At 56.1% G+C, this 20,566-nt stretch carries 19 protein-coding genes; 14 read left to right on the forward strand and 5 right to left on the reverse strand.

Translation table 11 applies throughout. The annotated features are described in order from the left end of the window. Positions 1 to 286 precede the first annotated feature (286 nt). From ASE49_RS17945 to ASE49_RS16235, 3 genes are all read right to left on the reverse strand, one after another. On the reverse strand, positions 287 to 2,404 hold the full coding sequence (locus ASE49_RS17945) for an AAA family ATPase (RefSeq protein WP_162234266.1): 2,118 nt from the start codon (positions 2,402 to 2,404) through the stop codon (positions 287 to 289). A 302-nt stretch (positions 2,405 to 2,706) separates the two neighbouring features. After that, positions 2,707 to 3,687, reverse strand: coding sequence for a DUF6804 family protein (locus ASE49_RS16230; protein ID WP_156370361.1), 981 nt, complete (start codon positions 3,685 to 3,687; stop codon positions 2,707 to 2,709). Between the two features lie 169 nt (positions 3,688 to 3,856). After that, positions 3,857 to 4,066, reverse strand: coding sequence for a helix-turn-helix domain-containing protein (locus ASE49_RS16235; RefSeq protein ID WP_056774880.1), 210 nt, complete (start codon positions 4,064 to 4,066; stop codon positions 3,857 to 3,859). 126 nt (positions 4,067 to 4,192) lie between these two features. On the opposite strand from ASE49_RS16235, the gene ASE49_RS16240 reads away from it, so the two are divergent. From ASE49_RS16240 to ASE49_RS16255, 4 genes are all read left to right on the forward strand, one after another. Further along, positions 4,193 to 4,549, forward strand: a complete 357-nt coding sequence (locus ASE49_RS16240; RefSeq protein WP_056774883.1) for a hypothetical protein — start codon at positions 4,193 to 4,195, stop codon at positions 4,547 to 4,549. Positions 4,550 to 4,561: 12 nt separating this feature from the next. Further along, on the forward strand, positions 4,562 to 5,110 hold the full coding sequence (locus tag ASE49_RS16245) for a DUF805 domain-containing protein (RefSeq protein WP_235523021.1): 549 nt from the start codon (positions 4,562 to 4,564) through the stop codon (positions 5,108 to 5,110). A 178-nt stretch (positions 5,111 to 5,288) separates the two neighbouring features. After that, a complete protein-coding gene (locus ASE49_RS16250; protein ID WP_056774885.1) occupies positions 5,289 to 5,681 on the forward strand; it encodes a hypothetical protein in 393 nt (130 codons plus the stop codon). A 113-nt stretch (positions 5,682 to 5,794) separates the two neighbouring features. After that, the gene (locus ASE49_RS16255; RefSeq protein WP_056774887.1) at positions 5,795 to 6,049 is read left to right on the forward strand and encodes a hypothetical protein; all 255 of its coding nucleotides are present in this window, start codon (positions 5,795 to 5,797) and stop codon (positions 6,047 to 6,049) included. Positions 6,050 to 6,398: 349 nt separating this feature from the next. Here ASE49_RS16255 and ASE49_RS18485 read toward each other — a convergent pair whose 3' ends face one another. Then, a complete protein-coding gene (locus tag ASE49_RS18485) occupies positions 6,399 to 6,677 on the reverse strand; it encodes a hypothetical protein (protein ID WP_162234267.1) in 279 nt (92 codons plus the stop codon). 28 nt (positions 6,678 to 6,705) lie between these two features. Here ASE49_RS18485 and ASE49_RS16260 point away from each other — a divergent pair, with 28 nt between their 5' ends. The 4 genes from ASE49_RS16260 (at position 6,706) to ASE49_RS16275 (ending at position 13,070) form a co-directional block, all read left to right on the forward strand. Beyond that, the gene (locus ASE49_RS16260; RefSeq protein WP_162234268.1) at positions 6,706 to 9,189 is read left to right on the forward strand and encodes a DNA-primase RepB domain-containing protein; all 2,484 of its coding nucleotides are present in this window, start codon (positions 6,706 to 6,708) and stop codon (positions 9,187 to 9,189) included. Between the two features lie 178 nt (positions 9,190 to 9,367). Continuing rightward, on the forward strand, positions 9,368 to 10,519 hold the full coding sequence (locus ASE49_RS16265) for a site-specific integrase (RefSeq protein WP_056774893.1): 1,152 nt from the start codon (positions 9,368 to 9,370) through the stop codon (positions 10,517 to 10,519). Between the two features lie 55 nt (positions 10,520 to 10,574). Next, positions 10,575 to 10,961 (forward strand): hypothetical protein, encoded by a 387-nt coding sequence (locus tag ASE49_RS16270; protein WP_056774895.1) that lies wholly within the window; start codon positions 10,575 to 10,577, stop codon positions 10,959 to 10,961. Between the two features lie 519 nt (positions 10,962 to 11,480). After that, a complete protein-coding gene (locus ASE49_RS16275) occupies positions 11,481 to 13,070 on the forward strand; it encodes an SIR2 family protein (protein WP_056774898.1) in 1,590 nt (529 codons plus the stop codon). 1,721 nt (positions 13,071 to 14,791) lie between these two features. Here ASE49_RS16275 and ASE49_RS16280 read toward each other — a convergent pair. Continuing rightward, complete coding sequence (locus tag ASE49_RS16280; RefSeq protein WP_056774900.1) at positions 14,792 to 15,001, reverse strand: helix-turn-helix domain-containing protein; 210 nt, start codon at positions 14,999 to 15,001, stop codon at positions 14,792 to 14,794. Between the two features lie 128 nt (positions 15,002 to 15,129). On the opposite strand from ASE49_RS16280, the gene ASE49_RS16285 reads away from it, so the two are divergent. The 6 genes from ASE49_RS16285 (at position 15,130) to ASE49_RS16310 (ending at position 20,514) form a co-directional block, all read left to right on the forward strand. After that, the gene (locus tag ASE49_RS16285) at positions 15,130 to 15,660 is read left to right on the forward strand and encodes a DUF805 domain-containing protein (RefSeq protein ID WP_235523022.1); all 531 of its coding nucleotides are present in this window, start codon (positions 15,130 to 15,132) and stop codon (positions 15,658 to 15,660) included. 77 nt (positions 15,661 to 15,737) lie between these two features. Continuing rightward, positions 15,738 to 16,148: a hypothetical protein gene (locus ASE49_RS16290; protein ID WP_156370363.1), complete on the forward strand. Its 411-nt coding sequence runs from the start codon at positions 15,738 to 15,740 to the stop codon at positions 16,146 to 16,148. Positions 16,149 to 16,248: 100 nt separating this feature from the next. Further along, positions 16,249 to 16,641, forward strand: coding sequence for a hypothetical protein (locus ASE49_RS16295; protein WP_056774905.1), 393 nt, complete (start codon positions 16,249 to 16,251; stop codon positions 16,639 to 16,641). After that, positions 16,638 to 16,883 (forward strand): hypothetical protein, encoded by a 246-nt coding sequence (locus ASE49_RS16300; RefSeq protein WP_156370364.1) that lies wholly within the window; start codon positions 16,638 to 16,640, stop codon positions 16,881 to 16,883. Before ASE49_RS16295 ends, ASE49_RS16300 begins: the two co-directional genes overlap by 4 nt. Positions 16,884 to 17,138: 255 nt before the next feature. Continuing rightward, positions 17,139 to 19,871, forward strand: a complete 2,733-nt coding sequence (locus ASE49_RS16305) for a DNA-primase RepB domain-containing protein (RefSeq protein ID WP_162234269.1) — start codon at positions 17,139 to 17,141, stop codon at positions 19,869 to 19,871. A 169-nt stretch (positions 19,872 to 20,040) separates the two neighbouring features. After that, a complete protein-coding gene (locus ASE49_RS16310; RefSeq protein WP_056774913.1) occupies positions 20,041 to 20,514 on the forward strand; it encodes an Arm DNA-binding domain-containing protein in 474 nt (157 codons plus the stop codon). The last annotated feature ends 52 nt before the right edge of the window (positions 20,515 to 20,566 follow it).

Genomic DNA, 20,566 nt, shown 5'->3' on the forward strand with positions numbered 1-20,566 from the left:
CTAGGGTAGCGAATTTGATCCTAGTGAAAGCGCTTTCAGGTGGAGGACGGTGGGGGACCGATGGGAAGCCGCCTCCACCCCACCTTCATTCGTAATGATGGGGTCACAGGTTCGAATCCTGTAAGCGGCACCACCTTCCTGAAGGCACTTCCACCCAGACATCGGCGGTTTCCCACGGGAAGGGCTTTCCAGCTTGGGGAGCGCTTGGGTCAAGGCTGGGGCGCCTTTGGGCCGATTCGGATTCAGCCCCGCCGTCTGAACAATTAAACGGCAGGGCGCTGCTAGATCACGCTGCTACGATTTGATCGATCACCGTTGCCATTCCAGAAGGTCGCTGGTTGGTATCAGCCATGCGCGTGAGGATCATGTTCCGTAGGGTCTCGTACGAGATACCGTTCGCTAAGCGGCCGGCGTATGCTTTTAGGATGTCGCGGCCTGGGAGGCGCGAGCGCCACGAGCCGTCTGCAAAGGCCGTTTCAATCTCATCGGTCACCGACTGCTCTGCGGCACGAACGGCGTCGTCTGACAAAGGCCCCTCCCGCAAGCCGGAAAGGCGTTTTAAAGAGCGGTCGGCGGCATTTAAAATCTCTTTAGTAAAGTCGCCAGCAGCGGGGTTCGAGCTGAGGTCAATGGCGCGGATCAGTTGTTGGCTCACATAGCTGTTCACGCGGTAGCGTACCGCAAAAGGTACGGTTTCCCTTGCAGCAGATCGAAGTTCCTCGATAACTTTTTCCGGAGTAGTTACGCCAGACAATGACAAGGAGCTTACGACATGAGAGATAGCGTTTTCATCAAGCAAGTAATTTTCAATGTGATAAACGTCCCACGAAAAAGTTTTAACTACGGCATCATTTGAGTTTTCAGGATTTTCGAAATCTCTGTCCACTATAGCATAGAAAGAGGTTTTCAGGTCTCCTCTTTCATGCGCTCTATTGAGAACTTCATGAAGGGCGCGAACCTTTGATTTGTTGCTGCCGGAGACAAGGTTGATCGACTTTCCTAATTCTGGAAAGAGGCGGAGGGTCATTGATTGATCGAAATCACTGTCGCCGCCACCTTCAAATATGATGGCTTTCCTCCCCGGTTCATAAGCAGCTAAGTCGCCGACAATATCAGTCAAAGCAATGTCTACGTCTTGCGTTGCACTGAGCGGTTTGAGTTGATTTTGCCCGAGGCTGCTGGTGATGAAGCCCGCCTGCATCTGTGATGTCGCCGCTTGCATATGGAAGACGTCGAATCCAGGCTTTCCGACCGCTTCTCGAAGCAGGGCGTCGGAGTGAGATACCAGCCATATTTGATTATTTAATGCTCTCCCCAGGTGCTTCCTATAAAATTCAGGAAGGTTTCGGATCAGTCGGGGATTGAGATGAAGCTCTGGCTCATCCAACAAAATGATAGAGTGCTTGGGAGCAGAATTTCGAATTCTTAGATATCCGTATAGTATCTCTTTCTCACCAGCACTTAAATCATCAAGGTCATGAGTTGTTCCTGCTGTCGTTGATACAGGAAAGCTTAAGTTTCCGTCGGGAGTAGGAGTAGGTCCTTCAAAGGTTTTGTCAGGAAAGAACGTTTTGAACAGTTCTTTCATGGTATCAGTTAGGCTTGTTGTTGGTTCATCAGAGCCAGCTTTCTTGGCAAAAAGCTCTTTAATATAACTTGCTGCTAACTCGCTCTTTATATTGTTATATTTATTTGAATAATTGTAGAGGGCATGCTGTCTCTGTTGCTGCGAAGACTGATCTAGGCTGATGTTTACGGCTTGGACCAATTCACGGCCATAATGGCGCTGTGCTCCGTGATAATCTACGACCCCAATCTCTTGAGGTCTATAGGTAGTGAATACCACTGGAAGCAAAAAAGACGGCCTAATCATTATTCCTGCCCCAACAGGAACGGTGACGTGGCCAATGATTTGCTGCTGGGCAAGTTCGGCCTTCAAGCCCGGCAATTCGGCTTCCACACGTGCCTTTACCTCGGGCTCTCGATCGCGAAACTGGCTCGCAAAAAGCGCCAAATGGTAGGCTCCAAACTGGAAGGCTTCGGGTAAAATTGTGCGCCAAGTTGCGTCAGTAAGAAGGCTTTCAGCGTTATTTGAAATGAATTCTTTTTCGCTATCATCAAGGCTGATGTTGCATTCTATAAGTATCTGCTTCGAGGGGTCATTGAACATCCCCCTAAGGCTTTCGGAACTTGCATTTGGTGCGATTGAAAATTCACCTAGCCAGCTCTGCCATTCGTTTTGCTGATATCCACCATATACAGATTTTAAGAGCCTTATTGCGTCAAATACGCATGATTTTCCTGACCCATTTTGACCTGCAATAATTACCGTGTCGCCCAGGTCCTTTGCGGTTACTCGGCGTATCCCACGGAAATTTTCAATTGTAATGGATTCGATCTTCACCACTTGGCTCCCGAAAAGTGTATGTTGTGTGCCCCGAAGAAACAAAGCACAGTTTAAGTATGTAAGATTCCATCTGGTTCGGCCGCCAGCAAGCATGGCTGGATGCATGGCGCAAGCGACTGGTCCTCGAAATCCACACCCGGCGGGAGCGGGGCCATACTTCCGGACGATGTGTAGAGAGGCGTTGCGGATGCTCAGACAGTCCCATCCATGGACAGCGACGTGGAAGGTATTGTTTAGATGCCGGTGGCGGCGGGCGAGCCCGGAATTTTCGAACATCTCGGCATTGGCGGAGATAGCATTCAGATCCCCGGTTCGTACATGGCTGGTGCAAGCGCAGATTTCACTTCCTGCCATATCAATTCAGTGCGATTTTGAGAGGCTTGGGTGAAACGGGCGTAGTCCCCATCCAGCGCAGAGGCTCTAGATTTAAAATATTCGTTTTGAGGCAGGCCGCTTTCGCTAGTCACACCTTGATCGATGAGTAGCGCCGCCATGTCGAAGGCGGTGCAATAGTCCGTTTGGAGAATGTCAGAGCTTTGCTGTGCGGCGTTTTGGCAGTTTTTGCTGTAGGTTTCAGCACCAATCATCCCCTCCGCTTTCAAAACTTCTGTGAACTGGCGAGCAGCAGCGTCAACCTTGTCCGTGAACGCGCCTACTGTAGGAATCGCCTCGTTCAGTCCGGCGTCGTCCGATGAAGTGGCTGCGGTCGGCAACTCGTCCAGGGGCAAAGGGGCGCTAGCTTCTGCCGGAAATTCCGCTGGGCTGGATTCAGCGTTTGTGACCTCAGAGGCTTCGTCGCTTGGGCGCGAATTGACGTAGGTCATAGCGGCTATGATGCCCACGCCGATGGCTAACGCAAGAAGCGGCGGAAACACCACTCGAAAAAGCCCACCGGATGTTTTCTCCGAATGCGTTGCATTCCGAAGGGGCGGGGCCGTCTTTGGTTCTTCCTTGACCTCAGACACCGATGCAGGCGGCTGCTCAATGTCTCGAAGTTTGTAGAACTCAAAAATCATCAAGCCCGCGACGGCAAGGTTCACCACAGTGTGGAACTCTTTCGACATGGTGACGAGGAAGACGGGGTTGTACAGCAGAGCCACTGTGCCAAACACCCACCCCCATTGTCTCGGGCCGCGCGTGAAATAGACGTAGGAAACGTAGCCAGCGTATCCCGTGACGATCAGTCTCAGGAACTGATAGTAGCCATACGGCATATCCAAGACCGCGAAAATGTTCGCTGCTGTAATGGTGCAAGCCAACCAGAATGGCGGTTTGTTCACGTAGTAATCCCCCTAGGCCCGTCGCTCAGGACTCATCTAGCACATGAGTCTGTAAGCTCCGTGCGCTACGTAGGCATGAGGGGTTTAGGTCCGGTTACCAGCGCGTCATAGAAACAGGCCTTGGAAGTCCAGCAAAACATGACCTGAAATTTGCGGACGCTGGGGTATCTTATATGGAGAGCAGCAATTCGTGCGGTGCCACGCCCAGCGCGTCCGCCAATCGACCGAGAGCCCGAACAGACGGGTTTCTCGTGCCGCGCTCCAAGTCGCTGACATAGCTGCGCTCCATGTCCGCCTCCAACGCAAGCTGTTCCTGCGACATGCCTTTCAGCTTGCGATGATGACGGACGTTTGCGCCAAGGAGCAGAACCACGTCCATGCGGCGATTTGCACGTAACGCATAGGCAAGGTCTGTAGACCAGACGTGTCATTTTTACTGGCATCATGCCGCCGTTCCGATAATTGCATCGGCGCGGTCGTACCCTCATGCTCAAAGGAAATTCGAATGAAGAAGTTTGCCTGCGCCATTTTGGTGGCCGCCGTAAGTGGGTGCACAACCCCCGCCGATGTCTCGCAGTCCACATGGTCCGCAAACGACAAGAACGTCGAAAGCGAAATCCACGAGACCCCGGCGGGGTTCAACATCGACGTCAAATATTCTCGCTACCAGTTCGTGCCAGAAGCCGATGCGCTGCTTCAAGCTTGCCGATCGGTGCTTACGGTACGGGCTTATGACGAGGCCAAACGTCGCGGTCGAGAGATCGTACCGATCAACGAGCAGGAAATTCGGGTGTCCACTGGACGCAACATCCTGAACGGTCGGACGGCCTGCCGTGCCTTCGTCGAAGCTCGCTGGAAATAAGGGGGGCAGCCGATGATCGATGAAGAAGCTCTGCGGAGCATCGAGAAACTCCACCAAATGAAACAGGGCGGCATCATCTCGGAATCTGATTTCGAGACGACCAAGCAGGGTATCTTGCAGGGCAAGCCCCGGAATCGGCTTCACCAGCCAGCGGGTATCTCCCAAAGTACCGATCACCCCGAACTCCCGTCGCTGAATGATCCTGCGGGTTGGGCGCTTCTCCCTTTGAAGCGTTACGCCGTGTTTGCAGGCCGTTCGGGCCGCCGAGAGTTCTGGATGTTCCAGATCATCACCACCGGCTTATCGCTGATTTTCTGGTCACTGGTTGGCAACGGGTGGACCGGCCTGTTTATCAGTTCAATGGCCCTCGTGGGACTTTTAGGTCTGTTGGTTCCACAGGTCGCGCTGCAGGTCCGGCGGTTCCACGATCAAGGCAAGTCCGGCTGGTTTGCACTGCTGAATCTGCTTCCGTTCTTTGGGCCGCTAATTGTCATGATTTTCATGCTCATCGAGGGCACCCATGGCGAGAACGAATACGGCCCCGACGCGTACAATCGCTGACACCATGATCGCTCAATTCATCGTCGGCGCCCTACTGCTCTACTTCGGCAGCAACGCGTTGGCCCTCATGGCAAGGGCGCTCAGCCTGCTGTCGCTGATGCCCTGAACGATCCGACCATAACCATCTTTCCCAAGGCTCTCGGATAATTCCGGGGGCCTTTTTTTATGGAACACGCCCATGTTTATCATTCGCACATATGCGGCCTTGTCCGATGTCTCGGCAGTGCTCGAAGGCAACGAAGTCCATGGCCTGCTGGAAGCCCACATTGAACGGCTAGCAGAATATGCTGCCTTCGACCTGCCTGACCTCGCGATGTTCGCCATCGTCATGCCGGGAGATACCCTGGACAGCATCGAGGATGACCTTGGCCGGTCCCTGATCGACAGTGCAGGTGCCTTCATCGAACCGCCCGAGATCATCCAGAAGCATCGAGGCTGGTTCGAGGCTGCAATTATCTTATCCGATGATGGCTTCGGGCTGATCCTCTTTGTACCGATCGACAGCGCCACCGATGCAAGGCTGACGGCTGCGATTGAAGCGGCCTTCGCGGAAGCAACGCAAGCCTTCTGAGGGTCAACGGCCTGCGGGCACACTTCCTACAGCGTAGGGGCCTTGGGGCCTTGGTTTCTTAGCGTCTGTGCAGTCCGCATGGGCGCATTTTTGTGTCTGGAAAGGACAACTTCATGAAATTTATCGGCTATCTGTGCGCAGCCTTCCTCCTCCTCGCGATGGTCCAGGCAGCGCTTACGGTCTTGTTCTGGGTGATCATCGGTTCAATCGTTATCGGCCTCGTGACCCGCCCGTGGCAGACGCTCGGAGTTCTGACGGCAGTTGTCGTTCTGGGCATGGCTACGCGCTACCCCCTTCCGGGTGCGATGGTGATTTTGGCCCTGTGTATTTTGGCTGCCCTGCCTGAGGCAGACAGCGAAACCACCTAGCTCCTCCGATCTTCCGGCGCTGGGCAAAATTAAGCCGGTAAAGCCGGAAAGGGGGGGCGGTGCACCGGCTTCCCGCTTTCACCGCCTTTTCGTGCTCACTCGACAAAAATTGCCAATTTTGCCTGCGTCCTCGATTTCGCCTTGCAGGCTGCACGACCTAAGGCTAGTGACATCGCCGCGCTTCGGGGCGTCTTCCATAGCTTGACTATGGGGGCGGAATGCGTGGCAAGGATTCTCACGGAACCCTGTCGATACAAATTTTGGTCTTCGGACCACTATGCCTAACCGCAAGTGCGGATCCCCGAAAAAACCGATGCGTTCGCTTTGACAGGCGAGGTGCGTCCAGCGTTTAGCTAGGCGTGTTTCCCCTCGAACGAACGTGTGTTTTTTCAGCCACCTGACCTTCATTGGCGGTGGAATTAGGCATACGATTTTGAAACATATCCAAAAAACCGCTGCGTCCCGCGCCGCTACCCAATCTCGTTCCTTCGGAGCGCGTGTTGCCGCTAACTGGCAGGCGATCATCGAGCATCTGCGCAATCTGCCTCTCACGGAAGAGCCCGAAATCGAGGGGGAACGCGCCAATGGTTGATGCGGCCTCTATCTCGTTCGCTCCCAAGATCGACACTCTCCCGCCACAGCCGCTGCCAGCGTCCATGGAGGCCGAAGCTCAGCAGGAGCATACTGGCACCGGCACTCACCCAACGAATGCTGAATTCTGTCAGGCGATCTTTTCCGACCTGTCGGCTGGTGCGGCGTCAATGGTCGCGGCGAAATCTGGCGATCCCACGCAAGGGGGATGGTATCCGCGCCCCGCTTCTGAGCTTGGCCAAGTGTGTGACTCTTCCGCAAACACTTACTTCAACTGCGCCAGCTTCAGGCAGGCTGACGATGGCACTTGGGCGGCGAGGAAAGAGCTTGCGGTGGCCTACCATGCGCTCGTTCTCGATGACGTTGGCACAAAAGTTGCGCGGGAGGCGATCCCCGACATTGCTCCGACATGGGAACTCGAAACCAGCCCCGACAACTTCCAAGTGGGCTTCAAGCTCAATCCGCCGCTGCAGGACGCCTCGGCGGTAGAGCAGTTGCAAAAGCGGATCGCAGCCGCTGGGCTGACCGACAAGGGCGCTGGTGGAATGGCGCGATGGATGCGTCTACCGAACGGCGTCAACGGCAAGGAAAAACACCGCGTCGATGGCCAGCCATTCACCTGCCGCCTGCAAGCGTGGAACCCGGATACGGGGTACTCGGCAGATGTGTTGGGCGGCCTGCTCGCACCGAACGTAACGAGCGCCTCGACGAAGCGGTCCACAAAATCAAAGGCCGGGGCCAACTCTGACCTGAATTGGGATGTCTATCAGCCCAGCGCGACCGAAAATCCGGTCCTGACGGCGTTCAACGCCAACGGGCTCTACAAGCGCCAGATCGAACCGGGAAGACATGAGGTGACGTGCCCGTGGGCTTCAGAGCACACCGATGCGTTGGACACGGGAACCGCCTACTTCGAGCCCAGCGATGAGTTCCCGAAAGGCGGATTCCGCTGCCATCATGCGCATGGCGACAGGTACCGTCTCCGCGAGGTTGCCGAGTACTTCGGCCTAAGTGCCTCTCAGGTTAGCAACAAGCCGCTGATTCGGGTTGTGCAGGGTGAATTGGACGGCGTGGTCGCTGCTGCGGAGTCCGTCCTTGCGAGCCAAGACGGTGTCTTTCAGGCTGGCGGGTTGATCGTCAAGGCCGCCCTCGATGCCCGGACAGGGGACTACGGGCTTAACGCGCTCAGCGAGGCCGAAGTTACCCGTATCCTGGCCAAGGGGGCACACTGGGAAAAACTGGATGGGCGTTCTGGCGAATGGCGTCGGACTGATCCGCCTATGCGCCACGTCACGGTTCTCCATCGCGGTGACCATTTCGAGCGGCTGCGTCCGGTCGTCGGGCTTGCGCGTCAACCTTACTACCGTGCTGACGGCTCCCTCACCACAGCGTCAGGCTACGATCCTGTATCGCAGCGGATCGGAGTGTTCGACGGGTCGAAATTTCCTTCGGTTGGCACATCCAGGCAGGACGCTGAAGAGGCGCTAGCATTGATTGACGAACTCCTTGCCGAATTCTATTTCCCGTCAGAGGCAGACAAGGCAGCAGCTTTCGCGGCCATTCTCACCGCAGCGGTACGCCCGAGCTTCGATCTGGCCCCGGCGTTCCATGTCTCGGCGCCTGCGTCGGGATCGGGCAAGTCGTACCTGTGCGAAGTCATAAGCGGCTTCGCAGGGCCGGGAACACCTGCCCGCATGAGCTACCCTAAGACGTCTGACGAGGCGACCAAGGCGATCATGGCCGTGCTGCTCGGTGCGCCTGCGGTCATCGAGTTCGACGACATGGATACAGACTGGCTGCCGCACGGCTCCATCAACCGCATGCTCACCTCGCGCAGCATCAGCAAGACCGCGACTGTCTCGACCACGGCACTGGTTCTGGGGTCTGGCAACAACGTCGAACCGATCCGCGACCTTGCCCGTCGCGTCATCACGATCAAGCTGAATACCCGGTCCGCGATGCCCGGAACGATCCAGTACGCCGGGAACCCCGTGGCGAAGTTGAGGGCGGAACGTGAAGTGTATGTGTCAGCCGCTTTGACGATCATCGAGGCATGGAAGTGCGCAGGATCGCCTAAAACACCCGTTCCTCCGGTCGCGAGCTACGACGGTCCCTGGGCGGAACACTGCCGCCACCCGCTGATCTGGATGGGCCTTCCCGACCCCGCCAGCAATTTGATCCAGCAGATGCATGCCGACCCTGACGCGGAGACCTTAAAGGCCATGCTGGCGGGGTGGTACAAACGCTACGGCGATACCGTCAAAACCGTTCGGGCCATCCTCGAAGATGTCGGGGCGACCACTCTCCACGACGCCATCGAAGACCTTCCTGGGCAGCAGACCGGGCGCATCAATCGTTCGAAGCTGGGCTGGTACTTCAAGAAAAACATGAACCGCATCGTTGGCGGCTACATGCTGGAGCAGGTTCCCACGGGCGAACGGGTCGCCTGGAAGGTGGTGAAGGTGGAAGGTGGTGAACCGGCTTCCCCGCCTTTACCGGCTCCGGCTGACGCACTCCCTGAGAATGTCGCTCCCGAGCAGATGTTCTAATCGATCAAGGGCCTGAGGGGCGTTCAGCACGGGCGTCCCTCGGCTCCCAAATACCCAAAAATTCGCCGTTGTAGCCTCGCTGGCAGTCGAACCGTGACTGTCCAGGACTGCCCCCTTGCGCCGGTCCTGCAGTGCCCAGCGGCTCACTCTTCAACAGAATTTCCACAAGGATTCCCACATGCCTAAAGCTAAACTCGATGCCGCGTTCTGCCTCACCGCCCGGTGCGTTCCGGGCAAGAAGCGCACGGATTATTACGATACCTCGATCACGGGCTTCACCTTGGAGTGCCATGCCAGCGGGACGAAGACCTTCACACTTCGATATACGAACGAATATAGTAAGCAGTGCCAGAGCAAGATCGGCACTTATGGCGACATCACTTACGATCAGGCCCGCCGGGTTGCCCTTCGGCGGCGCTCAGAGGTCGTGCTCGGCGGTGACCCTGCAGCGACCAAGGCTGCAAAAAAGGCAGTCCCCACGTTCGCAAAGCTGGCCGTACAGGTCGTCGAGCATAACGCGACGTATCAGCGTAACCCGGCGAATGCAGAGCGGGTCATCCGCTGCCATCTAGTCCCGAAGTGGGGAACGATGCGGCTCGATGAGATAAAGTCTCAGGCGGTCGCCACGTGGCTGGCCGAGAAGCGTAAGGTGCTTGCTCCAGCGTCTGTAGAGAAACTTAGGGTCACCCTTAACCGCATGTTCGAGCTTGCAGCGGAATGGCAGATGCCCGGTGCCTCGCCCAACCCTGTGCGTTCGGTCAAGCGTCTGAAGTTCAACAACAAGCGCGAGAAATACCTGACTGCCGATGAGGCAAAGCGTTTGCTCTCCGCATGCGATGCGTCGCTGTGCAAGCAGCTTGGTTCGATCGTCCGCCTCTTACTCCTGACCGGGGCGCGGAAGCAGGAGCTGCTTCGGGCGAAGTGGTCAGACGTTGATCTTGAGCGTCGCGCTTGGCACATTCCTTTGACCAAAACGGGCGTGCCCCGATATGTGCCTCTGTCGTCAGCAGCAGTCGCTGTCATCGAAGGCCTGCGGCGTTGGGACGACTGCCCATGGCTGATCCCTAATCCCGAAACCCGTAAACCATATACGGACCTCAAGCGTCCGTGGGATACCGCCCGCGATAAGGCAGGCCTTCCCGACCTTCGCTTACACGATTGCCGCCATTCCGCCGCGAGCTTCTTGGTCAACAGCGGCGTGGACCTATACGCGGTTGGAAAGATTCTTGGCCACTCTGATCACCAGAGCACGATGCGATACGCCCACCTTGCCAACGACACGTTGATGTCTGCGGTCGAGGCAGGGGCCGCCAAGATGCAACTTATCTGAACCATCGCGCCCTCTCCTCACGGGGAGGGCCACCCCCTACATCGAAGGATTTAATATGACCCAGCAGCTTGTTGCAGGCCGGACCCTTGCCGAGTGGAATCAGCAATGGCAGCCCCTCGAACACGGCCTTTCAAAGCGCCATGACGAATTACGCGAAACAGTCGGCGTGTTTCGATTCCGACGAAAGGATGAGGTCGTCTATATCGGCTGTGCGCGAGAGTACGCCAAGGGCGGCCTTAGGAAGCGCCTTTCCGATTTCACCCGGCCCGGTGACAGCGGGAGAACGCATTACGCGGGCCAGAAAATATATGAGAACCGCGAGCACCTTGAAGTGGACGTGATTGTGACCGGCACGGACTATAAGGCGGGTTGGACGGCGCTGCGCCTGAAGGGGGCATTGCTCGGCATCAGGCAACCCATCTGGAATGCCACCCGAACCTAATTCCTCACCGCCCCGGATTTGCCACGCGCAGGTCTGGGGCTTTTCCTTATTATTTTTGCGATTTCCCCGACGCTACAGCGCCGATTGCCATGCGAACGGACCCGTGGGTAGCTCGGACGGTGACGTGCTCTACGGCATCAGCGTTTCAGTAGCTTCCACCTTGATCGCTGCTGGCATCCAAGGGCTATGGTCTCAATATAAGGCCGCGTCAGCGATCGGGCTATCAAATGCTCCCCGGTGCCTCTCCCGTTGACCGCTACAGTCACCAGGGTTCGATCGTGCTCGTCCAGGTTCGCTTGCTGACGATATCGGTCATTAGCTGAAATTGGCGGGAAGAACACGTTGCAAAGGCGGGGCATAACGATCCCGATCTGCGCCTCAATCCGTTCAGTACTAAATGCAAATGGTTGCGGCGTCGTCATATTTTCAGCTATCATGGGAAGGCTCGCAAAGCGGGCAATGTCATAGGTAAGAGGCAACGTTTGCGGCTGAAGAACGCGGACGTATGGAGTTGTAATTTTGAGCCAGCTCAACGGTATTAGCTCTGAGATCGCGAAAGCATTGGCGACTAAGTCTGCGGCCCCTTTCCTTTTTTTGGGTTCCGGCTTCTCTAGACGGTACATCGGCTTGGAGACTTGGGCCGAATTGCTTGAGAAATTTTCTGATGGCGTCAAGGATTTTGAATATTATTTGGCATCCTCTGACAGCCGTATGCCTATGGCAGCACAGCTTCTTGCCGATGACTATTTTGAATACTGGTGGTCGGATGAGGCCTTCAAGGAAATCCGCGCTGCGCAAGGTAAGAAAATGCAGCGTAAGTCGTCTCCTCTCAAGCTCGAGATATCAAGATATCTTAGAGAGAAGTCAAAGGCATCGCCGGCTTCTGAGCATTTGAAGCAAGAGCTGTCTTTATTGAATAAGCTCAACATCGATGGGGTCATAACCACCAATTGGGATTCTTTAATCGAGTCTATATTTCCAGAATATAAAGTTTTCATTGGGCAGGAAGAGTTGATATTTTCCAACCCTCAGTCAATCGCGGAAATTTATAAAATCCATGGTTGTTGCGCCAAGCCCGACACCTTGGTTCTGACTGAAGACGATTATGCCTCCTTCGAGAAGAAATATTCGTATCTTGTTGCTAAGCTGATAACGATATTTATCGAGCATCCGGTGTTTTTCATTGGCTACAGTTTAGCGGATGAGAACATACAGAACATGCTTGGGAGTATTGTTGGGTGCCTTACTGATGAGCAATTGCCTATATTTTCGAAAAATTTATACTTTGTGAAGCGCGCTCCCGTAGAAGGGAAATCCCAAATATATCCTTCCACTATGCAATTCGGTAGTTATGCGCTTAATTTACAAGTAATCGAAACAAGCGATTTTTCCGAAGTTTATGCCGGCATTGAAACGGTTAAAAGGAAGATCCCGGCTAGGGTGTTACGAGTTTGCAAAGAGCAAATGTATGAGCTGGTTAAGTCAACGTCTCCTGACAACAAACTCGCGGTCGCAAATCTGGACGATATCGAAGACGGTAGCGATATTGAGTTCGTGGTCGGGGTCGGAGTCGCGAAGGCTGAAAATGAATCTGGCAACGTAGCTCAGCAAGGATACACAGGAATTACACAGAAAGACTTGTTCTGGGATGTGATTACTGACGAAAATGGATATGATCCCGATAAGGTTTTGCTTGAAGTTTTCCCGAATATGCCAGCCAAACATGGGACATTTTTCCCAGGATACAAATATCTAAAGGAAGTTGGTCTTACATCTTTGGATGAGCTTGATGGTTCGAAATACGCTGAAGTAAAGCCATTTTTCACTAAATATGACACGGCGAAATTCAGATCATCAAGCTTTGCTCGTCCATTTATAAAATATGCAAAAAGCAAATCAGCGGCGGAAATTGTGGCAGAGTTTCCGGTGGAAAAGGCAGCAGCCTATCTTCCATTTCTCGACCCCAACGCTTTTGATTTAGATATAGTTAAAGGTTTTCTGGTGGAAAACTTCGATCGCATATTCGATAAGAGCGATTCTTATGCAACCTACTATAAGAAGCTGGCCGTTCTGTATGATCGTATAAGACAGGGGTTTCACCCTGCTTAACGCTGCCTGCGACCGAAACCGCGCAGTTTCTCGGGCTGCCCGCCCCAAATCCGCTAGTCTGTTTACCGGCCACTGTCGATAGTACGCCTACCATCCATGATCCGGGTTCTGGCCGGGGCGAATTTCGAACTTTCACCGAGCCAAAGTGCTTTCGGTAGGAAAACGCCCAGACCGGATTTCGGCACAATCTGGGTATCGCTTGGGCGACCCGAAAGATCGGGCAAATTTCGGCATTAGAAGTCTCGGAAACCCTCGATTTCTGCCGGTCTATCACTCGTATTCGTAATGATGGGGTCAGAGGTTCGAATCCTCTAAGCGGCACCACCTTCCTAAAGGCACTTCCACCCAGACATCGGCGGTTTCCCACGGGAAGGTCTCTCCAGCTTGGGCGGAGCTTGGGTCAAGGCTGGGGCGTCTTTGGACTGGTTTCGGGTGTTCGATCCATGGCAGACCCGTTTGAGTTGATAGCCCCTCTGAAACGGAAGGCGCGGATACGACCATCCGGTATCAGCGCTAGGAGACCCGCTGATAGCGGCCCTTCATTGCTGCGACAGCTTTGCGCCCATTTAAGCCGTTTCGCAGCCGAAGGCGAACGCCTGAAACCTGCCGGGCCGGAAACACCTGTTTGTCGCCACCTCCGTCACTTTCCCGAAACGAGGCAACCACTACCATATTGAGAAAGGTGAAGACGGGAACGTGCCGGCCTCCAAGGACGCCGACGAAGCCGTGTGGTTCAAGACTAACCATCCAGGGGCTGCATGCCTATGCTCAATGACCTAGTGATCAGATTGAGTCGGATGGTTCCCCGAGGATTGGCGGCAATCTGCGCGTTTTGACACCAATCCTCGGGACTCATCCGTTGCGCTCGCACCATTAGCGAGCGAACGCTAAGTTGAGGAAGCCCTGCCACGCTTGAGCTTAGCATGGTGACTGCAGTACTCAGCTTCCAAATATCTTAGCTTCTTACATTTTGTACCGTCTTCTTGGGCGAAGCCGCATTGCTTCATCTTTCTTCGGGTAGACGATTTTGCTGGTAATTTTAAGGGTTCGACGGCCTTCGCTTTGTCAGCATGGTACTCGCAAAGCTCTGACCCCCGCATTTTTCCTTTTTCGCATTTCGTCCCGTTGGCTCGAAGAAAATCACATTGCCCTCGCACCATGAGGCCAGCACGCGCGTTCTCACTTGCCTTGCGCCTAAAATGGCTTCGAACGAGAAGAAACGCGGCAAGCGCGAATATGAGAATAAGGCCGACTACTATTACAAGAGCAGGCGGTAAACCGGTTGCGTTTGCGATTAAGATAAACGGACTTAATAGCAAGCCAATGCCGATTATAATGGTAAAGGTCTTTGCTACAGAGCCTGCGACCTCTTCCGTAACTGTAAATATGAACATCGAGCCGCCGCAATTTTTAGTACTACCTAATCCTTAACGCACGCAAACCATTATGGCTAGATCAATCGCTAGATCAAAAAAGGCCTTGAGCGGTCCAAGCCGCTACCGGATAAGCTGTAATAAAACGCTGGGCTCGCACCTTCCCCTGAATGTCGGCGACAACGGATCGTATGGAACGAAGATGGCCTTCAAGATCGCCTGCATGGGCAAGTGATCAAAGCGTGCGCGATTTTCTCCAGTTCAATCAGAATGGATGCATGTCGCTTCGAAGGAAACAACACACTGTAACTGTCAAAGATGAGAACAAAACGAGAAAACAGAGCCATCTTATAAGGAAAGCAGCAATTCGTGCGGTGCCACGCCTAGCGCGTCCGCCAATCGACCAAGAGCCCTGACAGAAGGGTTCCTCGTGCCACGCTCCAAGTCGCTGACATAGCTGCGCTCCATGTCCGCCTCCAGCGCAAGTTCCTCTTGGGACATGCCCTTCAGCTTGCGGTGGCGACGAACGTTCGCGCCGAGGAGCTGAACCACGTCCATCCGGGCGATGTGCCCCCAAGGCGCTGGCCGCGTCTGTAGACCAGACGTGTCATTTTAACTGGCATCATTGCGACGTTCCGATAATTGCATCGGCGCGATCGTCATTTCACGAGATAGGGGACAGCCAAATGATTGATGAAGACGCTCTGCGGAGCATCGAGAAGCTCCATGAGATGAAGCAGGCCGGGGTCATCTCCGAAGCTGACTTCGAAAAGGCCAAGGGGGACCTGCTGGCAGGTCAATCCAGACCCAAAGCCCGATCCATCCCGAACCAGCCGATCAGCACGCCATTGGACGTAGATCACGTCGGCTGGGCGCTGCTGGCGGTCCGCAAGTACGCGCAGTTTGAAGGCCGCTCCGGTCGCAAGGAGTTCTGGATGTTCCAACTGCTGTATGTCGGTGGCCTGCTGCCTTTCGCCATCCTCGGCCTGCTGATCGGCACCGAGGTTGCCACCGTCCTTTACCTGCTGTGCGCACTGGGGTTGCTCATCCCGCAGATCGCCGTGCAGGTCAGGCGGTTTCACGATCTGGACAAGTCAGGCTGGTTCGCCTTGCTGAACCTCATTCCCTACATCGGCACGTTCATAGTGCTGATCTTCATGCTGATCGATGGTTCGCCCAGAACCAATCGTTTCGGAGACGATCCCAAGGGACGCTGATCCCACTTACTGCCATCGCAACGACCCTCGAGACCCTCGGCCTAACCGCCGGGGGTTTTTGTTTTTGGAGCATCCGCGTGCATATCATCGACACTCCCGGAGCCATGGCACGCGCCCTGGCGACCTACCTCAACCCGTGGCTGCTGCGGCGGCTGGTACTTTATCGTGATCGCCTGCATGAAGCTGGCTCCGACGTTGGCGAACTCGGCCCGGTCATCATCGTCGATCCAGGCGATACCTTGCAAGACATCGAGAAGGCAGCGGGCATCGCTATCGGCGGCGATCCCGACATGGAGGTCTGCGTTCTCGATAACGGCTGGGCGGAACTCGTCTTCGTGACCAGCGACGATGGCAGCGGTGCCGTCATTCTGATCCCCGACCGCGAAGGCATCGATCCAGACCTTCTGGCGATCGTCCGGACCCACGCCATCGACGTAGCTACCCTGGCCGATGCTGCTGCCCACCCGTCACCCGACAGCGCAACCTAGCCGGTAATCAAGCCGCCGAGGGCCATTCTCGGACACTCAGACCCAACGCTCGCAAGGCCCTCGCCTTGGCGGGCATTTTTTATGTCCAGGAGACATCACCATGCTCACTATCTTCGACCGCGCCGCCATGGCGCAGATGCTGACGAAAGACATCGAGCCGCAGCTTCATTCCCTGCTGGACCAACGGTTCGCCGTGCTTCTGACGGCAGAGGGCGACCTTGCTGAATGGACCGAATATGTGGTCGTCGAGCCTGGAGACAGCGAAGCCGACCTCATCGGGGCCGTGGGGTTCTCGCCCCTTGTCGATCCGATCGATGGCAGGCGGTTTGGCGACCCCGCCTTTCGCCCGCACTGGGCATACCTTGCAGATTTGGGCGGATGGTTCGAGATGATCATCACCAGCGGCAGCACGTTCGCGTACGTGTTCCTCATCAAGGATGCCGATGGGGTCCTGCACGAACTGCGCCGCATGTGCCAAGAGTACGCGGCATGAGGATGCTGGGCATCCTTGTCGTGGCCTGCGTCGTTCTCGCTGCGGCGCAGGCTGTAGCGGCGGTCCTGATCCTGTTGCTGCTGACGGCGCTGGTCTATGGCTTGGCGGTTCATACGCGTGAAACGCTTGGCTTGATCGGGCTGATGGTCTGTATGGGCTTCGTCGAACGTCAACCGTTCGTTGCACTTTGCATCATAGTCCTGCTGGGCCTTTGGCGCATGGCCGGCGGACAGGGCCATTGAAATCGACAGGGTAGGGAGCGGGGGCTTGACCCCTCCCGAAGCCCTGCTAAAGAGCCCGCTGCTTCTTGCTCCAGCTACACTTCGCAACTGCTCAAATAGCAAGTTCGAGTCGTCTGCTTCCTTGCAAGTGCTGATCCACTTTAACCCTGCATGTTCATGACGGGTGAGGTGCGTCCAGCGCTCGCGTGAGACTACCTTGCCAGTCATGGTTCTGCGTCGCCACGATCCAAGCGGTCGATGGCGTGGAGTAGCACTGTGAATTCAACTGACACATCAACGACTGTGGCTAAGCCGAAAGCCAGTCTTCAAGACATCGATTTTTCGGCGCTCACCTCTCGCACTCGCTCGACCGGCTCGTCGGATAATCAAATCGATACCTGCCTGGTAGCGGTTTCCGGCGAAGGCATTTCAGTTCCGGCATCAAATGAAGGGGGTAAAGCCGGGAACCCGGCTTGCGTCGCCAATGATATGCCCGCGGTCGGCGGCTTCGAAGTGGGGGATGCCGGGGACGGCACCCCCTTTACCGGCCTTACCGGCTTCCAGCCGACGAACGCGGAATTCGTCGCAACCATCTTTACTCAGCTTCCCGAAAGTGCCCGGCCTATCGTGACTGGAAAGGCTGGCGATCCGCAAACGGGCGGCTGGCGCGCACAATGGGCCGACGAACTCGATCAGGTGTGTCGTGACAACCTGAACACCTACTTCAACTGCGCTAGCTTCATGCCGGATGAAGACGGCATGGCCACAGCGCGAAAAGAACACGCGGCGGCCTTTCATGCCCTCGTGTTGGACGACGTTGGAACGAAGGTGGATCGGGAACTGATCGGAACTATCGAACCGACGTGGGAACTCGAAACCAGCCCCGGCAACTTTCAAATGGGCTTCAAGCTGACACCCCCACTCCATGAAGCGGGCGAAGTCGACCATCTTCAGCAGAAAATTGCAAAGGCGGGCGTTACCGATCAGGGCTCGCTCGGCATGTCGCGTTGGATGCGCCTGCCGCAAGGCATCAACGGCAAACCTAAGTATGGCACTGCAGAAAGACCTTTTCACTGTCGCCTGCACCGCTGGAACCCGAATGTGTCCTATGCAGCGTCGGAGTTGCTGGCGATCCTCGCACCCACCCAGGACAGCGTGGATGTGCCGCGACCGACCACGCCCCCGGCGCCGGCATCTAACACTCGCGACGGGGTATATATGCCTCGTAGCGATGAACACCCGGTGGTTGCCGCCTTCAAAGCGCAGGGGCTGTACAAGCGGATGATTTCCGCAGGCAAACACGATGTTACTTGCCCTTGGGCGCATGAGCATACCGATCAGGCGGATAGCGGTTCCGCATATTTCGAACCGGACAGCACCCACCCCAACGGTGGCTTCTGCTGTCAGCATTCGCATCGGGAATCGTATCGTATCGGGAAGATCCTTGAGCATTTCGGGCTCACGACGTCCCAAGCGAGGAACCGCTCTACTATTCGCGTCGTCGGCGGCGAGATGCATAACGTCGTCGATGCGGCGGAGGCCGAACTGGCGAAGCAGCAAAACGTCTTCCAGGCCGGTGGCCTGATCGTGAAGGCTATGCATGATGGCATGACGGGCGACTGGGGGCTCAAGCCCTTAAGTGAAGCCGACGTGGCGTTGATGCTATCGCGCGCTTGCGACTGGGAAAAATTCGGCACCAAGGGTTCCTGGGTTCGTTGTGATCCTTCGACCCGTCATGTCATCAACCTCTGCCGGGCCGGAGAGTATCACCACCTCCTGCCGATCAAGGGCCTTGCACGGCAACCGTACTACCGGGATGGCGATGGCGTCCTGCTTACGGCGTCCGGCTACGACACCATGTCGCAGCGCCTCGGCCTGTTTGACGGAGCGAAATTTCCCCCGGTCGAACGAACGGAAAGCGCTGCACGAGCCGCTCTTGCACGGCTGGAAGCGTTGCTGGGCGAATTCCACTTCGCAGAGTCAACCGACAAGGCTGCTGCGCTTTCTGCTGTCATGACGGCTGTGGTCAGGCCCAGCATCGATCTTGCTCCAGCCTTCCACGTGAAGGCCCCCGCACCGGGATCCGGCAAGTCGTATTTGTGCGAACTGATCTCACTTTTCGCTGGACCCGGCACACCCGCGCGCATGAGCTACCCCAAGACATCCGAGGAAGCGACGAAATCCATCATCGCTGTGCTGCTCGGCGGTCCTGCCGTCGTAGAGTTCGACGATATGGACACCGACTGGCTCCCGCACGGTGCCATCAACCGGATGCTTACTTCCCGTTGGATCACGGACCGGATCCTGGGTCAAAGCAAGACCGCTACCGTCTCGACCAATACGCTGGTGCTTGGGTCCGGCAACAACGTCGGACCACTGCGCGACCTTAGCCGCCGTGTACTGACCATCAATTTGAACACACGCGCCGAGATCCCGGGGACTATCTCATACCAAGCTAATCCTGTGGCCGCGCTGCGCTGCGCCCGCGAGCAATATGTTATGGACGTGTTGACCATCGTGGAAGCGTGGAGAGGTGCGGGCAGTCCCCGGTCTTCGGTATCGGCAATTGCCAGCTATGGTGGTGCATGGGCCGACCATTGCAGACATCCCCTCATCTGGCTCGGCCTGCCCGATCCGGCTTCGAACCTCCTGCAACAGATGCAGTCGGACCCTGACGCGGATTTACTGAAAGCCTTGCTCAAAGCTTGGCACGCGAAACACGGCATTAACGTGGTGACCGTTCGTCGCCTGCTGGATGGCGATTACGGCACTGACCTGCAAGAAGCCCTGAACGACCTTCCTGTTTTCGATCGCGGGCAGGTCAACCGCTCAAAGCTCGGCTGGTATCTAAGACGAAACATGAACCGCGTCGTCGGCGGATTCGTTCTGGAGCAAGTCGATGCGGCCGAACGGAAGGCCTGGAAGGTGGTGAAGCTGGAAGCCGGGGAACCGGCTTCACCGCCGTTGCCACCGCCTGCATCAGATCGTCGCCTGGAAGCATTGTTCTGAGCCAGATGGGGAGACGTCAGGATTGGCGTCTCCCGCCACACCGCCCTCAAAATTAGCCGCTGCAGCCGCGCTGAACGCTGAAACCCGGCTTTCCCCGGCCCGCCCCCGTGCGCCCAATCGCCGCGTCCTGCGGCTCCACATCCTATCCCACCATCAAAGGAAGTTTCTAATGCCGAAGATCAAACTTGAAGCCGCCGTCCTGCCCATGCTGACCTGCCCGCCCGACAAGGCGAACGAGAAGTACTTTGATACCGCCATCACCGGATTCATGGTCGAGATGCGCCCCAACGGAACGGGCACCTACGCGCTCCGCTACAAGAACGCATACGGCAAGCAGCGCCAGTACAAGATCGCACACGTGGGCGACCTGAGCTTTGCTGAGGCCAAGAAAGAAGCCATCCGCGTCAAGTCCCGTGTCGTCGTGGGCAAGGACCCTTCCGAGATGCGGCAGGAGAACCGGCGCATTCCCACCGTCGCCGAACTGTCAGAGCGCTACCTGGAGTATGCCCGCAGCTACAAACGCAGTCATTCCATCGACGAGCGATACCTGCGGCTGCACGTCATTCCCAAGTGGGGAAAGCGCCACCTTAACGAACTAGGGTCCGGACCCATAAACAGGATTCCCAGCAGCGCCGGGATATGATTCACCATCCTCCAGCAAGGAGGTATGGCGGATGGCGGATTTCTTCTGGTTT

The sequence above is a fragment of the Novosphingobium sp. Leaf2 genome (genome assembly GCF_001421325.1).
Lineage (GTDB): Bacteria > Pseudomonadota > Alphaproteobacteria > Sphingomonadales > Sphingomonadaceae > Novosphingobium.